The sequence below is a fragment of the Plantactinospora sp. B6F1 genome (assembly GCF_040120695.1).
Classification (GTDB): domain Bacteria; phylum Actinomycetota; class Actinomycetes; order Mycobacteriales; family Micromonosporaceae; genus Plantactinospora.
Map to the genome: position 1 here is coordinate 1 of NZ_JBEEAC010000068.1, position 4,682 is coordinate 4,682.

The following is a 4,682-nucleotide window of genomic DNA, read 5'->3' on the forward strand; positions in this document are numbered from 1 at the left end:
CAGCAGCAGCCGCCTTCGATCCTGTAGTCCTCACAAACACATGATCAACAGGCGGCTGCGTCCACGTTACACACCCCCACCACATCCCACGAGGTCAGACCGCCAATGGCGGCTGCCGTACTAGGCATACCACTCCCCATCCACGGGAGGTTGCTCCTCAACCCCGGAAGGTCGCTCCGCTACGGGGAGTCTCTAACCCCACTCGAAGCCGAAGGCATGCACGTCGCCCTCCGGGTCGGTGACCTCTGGGTCGGTGACCTCCGGTTCGGTGACTTCTGCCTCGTCACCCGACAACTCGGAGGCGACGACAGCGTTCCGCTCTGACCAACCGACCGCGCCGGCGCTTGCGGCGAACCCGCCGACGGCAAGCACGGCGAGCACAAGAAGAGAGCCTATGAACCGGCCCAGCCTCCATGCAGGCATTGGTTGCTCCCGTCGAGATGATGAGGTGAAAGCCAGATGTTCCATGATGGTGCCACAATCCAAGGAACCGGCAAAGCCATCGGAAGGGCGACCAGCCGGGGGATCGGCAAAGTCTAACCGTTCGGTAGGTTGAACTCCCCCGCCCGGCCGCAAGCGCCAGGCAGGCAAATGACCGACATGATTCACTCAGCGCTCAATAAGACTCACCGCACGTACGCGCTCAGGTATCTCAAACGCCATCGTAGGTAGATTTCACCTAAATCGCTTCAATAGCGGGAGTATGACCATTTCGGACGGAGCCCAGACGAGTCGGGCACACCAGGTCCGGGGCAACCGAGTGCGTCCACCCCGGAGAGTCACCGACGATTCGACCGGCCACCCCGGGATGTTCATACCCGTCGGGCCGGCACGTCCACGACCCGACAGCCTCAGGTGAAGGCGCCGGCCCGAGCCGCGAGCACCGCACTGCCGGCGGCCTCGGACCCGAGCTGCCCGCCGGGTGCGGACCGCAGCAGCACCAGTTCGTGGTAGAGCGGCGCGGTGGCGGCGACGAGCAACCGGTGCGGGTCGCTGCCCGCGGGGATCTCGCCGCGTCGTACGGCCCGGCGGACGATGACGGCGCAGCGGTCGTACCGGTCCGCCCAGAAGGAGCGCAGGGCGTCCGCGGCCGGCGCCGATCGGAACGACGCGGCGATCAGCGCCATCGTGACCGGGGGCTCGGCGGTCAGCGCGGCGTACACCTCGGAGTTGACGGCGCGCAGATCGCCCTCCAGCGTGCCGGTGTCGGGTGGCCGCCAGTCGTCGTCGGTGGCCGCCATGAGCAGGTCGGCGAGGAGTCCACCGACGTCACGCCAGCGCCGGTAGACCGTGGTCCGGTGCACCCCCGACCGTTCCGCCACGGCGTCGATGCCGAGCGCGTCGTAGCCGTACTCGACCAGGTGGGCCCGGACCGCGTCGAGCACCCGGCGGCGGACCTCGGCGCTGCGGCCGCCCGGCCGGCGGACGGGCCCGGCGGCGGAATCGGTTGGCACTCGCGGCGGGGACATGGCATTATCTTACTGCTACATCAGTAGACTTAAGGTAGTCCCCGTCAGACTTGGTAGGTACCCGTCCGATGATCAGGTGAGCGTTCCCCGCGTCCCGAGCCGCCGCCCGACCGGTGGCTGATCCGCCGACGACCGGAGTCGCTCCCATGCCTACCCAGCTCAGCCTGCACAACGTCACCAAGCGCTACGCCGACCGGACCGTGCTCGACGCGGTCAGCTGCGCCATCGCCCCGGACGAACGCACCGCGATCATCGGGGAGAACGGCTCCGGCAAATCCACCCTGCTCCGGCTGCTCGCCGGACGGGAACGCCCCGACGAGGGACAGGTGACCGTCGTCACCACCGGCGGCCTCGGCTATCTCGGGCAGGACGCGCCGCTGCCCGGACACCTGACCGTGCGGCAGGCCATCGACGACGCCCTGGCCGAGCTGCGCCGGATCGAGGCGCGGCTGCGGGAACTGGAACCGCTGCTCGGCGACGGCGACCAGCGGCAACTCACCGAGTACGGCGACCTGGCCACCGTCTTCGAACTGCGCGGCGGGTACGACGCCGACGCCCGGGTCGAACGGACGATGCACGCGCTCGGCCTGGCCGGGATCGACCGGAGCCGGCGGCTCGGCGAACTGTCCGGCGGTGAACAGGCCCGGCTGCACCTGGCCGCGGTGCTGTCGGCCGGCTCCGAGGTGCTGCTGCTCGACGAGCCGACCAACCATCTCGACGACGACTCGCTGAACTGGCTGGAAGAGCAGCTGCGCAGCCGGCGGGGCAGCACCGTGCTGGTCTCGCACGACCGGGTCTTCCTCGACCGGGTCGCCGGCACACTGATCGAAGTGGACGGTGACCGGCACACCCTGGTCCGGTACGGCGACGGGTACACCGGATACCTCGCCGAGAAGGCGGCCTCCCGGCGGCGCTGGGCCCAGGCTCACCTCGACTGGCAGACCGAGGTCGGCCGGCTGCGGGAGGCGGCGGCGACCACGGCCCGGCAGGTCACACCGGGCCGGGCGATGAAGGACCGCAACAAGATGGCGTACGACCGGGACGCCGGCCGGGTGCAGCAGTCGGTCGCCAGCCGGGTACGCAACGCCGAGCAGCGGCTGCGCCGGCTGACCGAGCATCCCGTACCGCCACCACCGCAGCCGCTGCGGTTCACCCCGACGCTGCCCGGCGCCGGCACCACCGGGGTACTGCTCGACGCCGACGGCGTGGCCGTCGACGGGCGGCTGGCGGCGACCCGGTTGACGCTGGACAGCGGGGCGCGGCTGCTGATCAGCGGGGCGAACGGGGCCGGGAAGAGCACTCTGCTGCGGGTACTCGCCGGAGATCTGGCTCCGGACGCCGGCCGGGTCCTCCGGCGGGGTCGGATCGGCTACCTGCCCCAGGAGGTCGAGCTGGAATGCCCCGGGGAACCGCTGCTCACCGCCTTCGGGCGGGGTCGGCCCGGGCCGCCGGCCGAGTACCTCGACGAACTGCTCTCGCTGGGGCTGTTCGACCGGGAGCGGCTCGGCGTACCCGTCGGGAAGCTCTCCACCGGTCAGCGGCGACGCCTCGCGCTGGCCCGGCTGGTCAGCGAGCCGGCCGACCTGCTGCTGCTGGACGAGCCGACCAACCACCTGTCACCGGGGCTGGTCGAGGAGTTGGAGGCCGCCCTGGCAGATCATCCGGGCGCGGTGCTGGTGGTCAGCCACGACCGGCGGCTGCGCGAGCGGTGGCGCGGTGAGCACCGGGTGATGGCCGCCGGGGTACTCGATCCGGAACCGGCCTGCCGCGACCCCCTGCGCGTCCGGCAGCTGGCGGGTTGATTACCCAAACGTCCGGTGCCGATCTGCGATTTGGCTCCTCGCCCCGGTCACAATTCTGCGGAAAGGAAACCAATGACATCCGCCCGTCATCCATCGGTCCGGGAGTTTCCGGTAGCCGATTCCACCGCCGGTCCGTACGGCGTCACCATCGGACCGGACAGCGCAACATGGGTCACCCTGGTACATGGCGGGGAAATCCTCCGAATGACGGCAACCGGGGAGATTCGTCGTTATCCGCTCGGCGAATCGACCGGCCCCTCCGTCATCACGGCGGGACCGGACGGCGCACTCTGGTTCACCCGACGAGACCACCGGATCGGGCGGGTGTCGCTCTCCGGAGAGGTCACCTCGTATCCGATCCCGTCGCCGAACGGCGGCCCGTACGGGATCACCACCGGGCCGGACGGCGCGCTCTGGTTCACCGAGCTGAACGCCGACCGGATCGGCCGGATCGGCACCGACGGTGCGATCGAGGAGCATCCGCTGCCCGAGACGGGTGGCAGCCCAGCGATGATCACGGCCGGTGCCGACGGGGCACTCTGGTTCACTCTCCACCAGGCGAACGCGGTCGGCCGGATCGCACTCGACGGCGCGGTCACGCTGCACCCGCTGCCGACCGCCGACGCCGGACCGGTCGGCATCACGGGTGGTGCGGACGGCGCGGTCTGGTTCGTCGAGGTCGCCGCCGGCCAGCTCGGCCGGATCACCCCGGACGGGGAGATCACCGAGATCCCGCTGCCGGACCGGGCCGCCCGGCCGCATGCGATCGCCGCCGCACCTGACGGGAGCTACTGGTTCACCGAGTGGGGCGCCAACCGGGTCGGGCGGCTCGGCCCCGACGGCACGATCCGGGAGTACGACCTGCCGACGCCGGGGTCGGAGCCGCACGGGATCGCGGTCGACCCCGACGGCGTGGTGTGGGTCGCCCTGGAAATCGGCGCGGTGGCCCGGCTGTCGTGGTGAACGGGGCGGTGTCGGCCGCCCGTCGCCGTACCGCCGGGGGTTGTCAGCGGCGCTGGCTCGCCTGGCGGCGGCGGTCGGCATCCTCGATCGCGTGGCGTACCGCCAGGCGGACGACCCAGTAGAGCAGTGCGAGCGTGACCGCCGACAGGGCGACGTACACGGTCAGGAGGAGCACCAGCTCGGGGATCTGGTCGGAGGCCATACGGTCACGCTAGGACACCCGCGCCGCGTCGCCGCCCCCGCCGGGTCCCGGTGATCAGCGGAGGGTGCGTCGTGCCGCGACGGTCCACGGTGAATGGCGCGATGGGTGACGCGGTTGATGGCTAGGCCCGTATTCCGCACGTCGGCGATCGTCAGCACCATTCCAGCGGGTTGACGTCGAGTAGGTCCAGGATTTCGAGTTGTAGGGGTGTGGGTTGAGGGATGGTGTGTAGGTTTCCGCTGGTCG

At 70.5% G+C, this 4,682-nt stretch carries 5 protein-coding genes; 2 read left to right on the plus strand and 3 right to left on the minus strand.

Annotated features, from left to right (window positions below; genetic code table 11):
• Positions 1-192: 192 nt before the first annotated feature.
• Together ABNF97_RS33650 and ABNF97_RS33655 are read right to left on the minus strand one after the other, a co-directional pair.
• Positions 193-423, minus strand: a complete 231-nt coding sequence (locus ABNF97_RS33650; protein WP_130461939.1) for a hypothetical protein — start codon at positions 421-423, stop codon at positions 193-195.
• Between the two features lie 428 nt (positions 424-851).
• Positions 852-1,385: a TetR/AcrR family transcriptional regulator gene (locus ABNF97_RS33655; RefSeq protein ID WP_349341028.1), complete on the minus strand. Its 534-nt coding sequence runs from the start codon at positions 1,383-1,385 to the stop codon at positions 852-854.
• 230 nt (positions 1,386-1,615) lie between these two features.
• Between ABNF97_RS33655 and abc-f the strand changes: the two genes are divergently transcribed.
• On the plus strand, positions 1,616-3,271 hold the full coding sequence (abc-f, locus tag ABNF97_RS33660) for a ribosomal protection-like ABC-F family protein (RefSeq protein ID WP_349341026.1): 1,656 nt from the start codon (positions 1,616-1,618) through the stop codon (positions 3,269-3,271).
• 72 nt (positions 3,272-3,343) lie between these two features.
• Positions 3,344-4,234, plus strand: coding sequence for a Vgb family protein (locus tag ABNF97_RS33665; RefSeq protein ID WP_502930590.1), 891 nt, complete (start codon positions 3,344-3,346; stop codon positions 4,232-4,234).
• A gap of 43 nt (positions 4,235-4,277) precedes the next feature.
• Here ABNF97_RS33665 and ABNF97_RS33670 read toward each other — a convergent pair whose 3' ends face one another.
• Entirely contained in the window at positions 4,278-4,436 is a 159-nt protein-coding gene (locus ABNF97_RS33670; protein ID WP_165436664.1) for a hypothetical protein, read from the minus strand.
• Positions 4,437-4,682 lie beyond the last annotated feature (246 nt).

What these genes read in the sequence shown, in the direction of transcription:
- ABNF97_RS33650 (WP_130461939.1), bottom strand. Translation starts at nt 423, where the DNA reads ATGCCTGCATGGAGGCTGGGCCGGTTCATAGGCTCTCTTCTTGTGCTC.
- abc-f (WP_349341026.1), top strand. Translation starts at nt 1,616, where the DNA reads ATGCCTACCCAGCTCAGCCTGCACAACGTCACCAAGCGCTACGCCGAC.
- ABNF97_RS33665 (WP_502930590.1), top strand. Translation starts at nt 3,344, where the DNA reads ATGACATCCGCCCGTCATCCATCGGTCCGGGAGTTTCCGGTAGCCGAT.
- ABNF97_RS33670 (WP_165436664.1), bottom strand. Translation starts at nt 4,436, where the DNA reads ATGGCCTCCGACCAGATCCCCGAGCTGGTGCTCCTCCTGACCGTGTAC.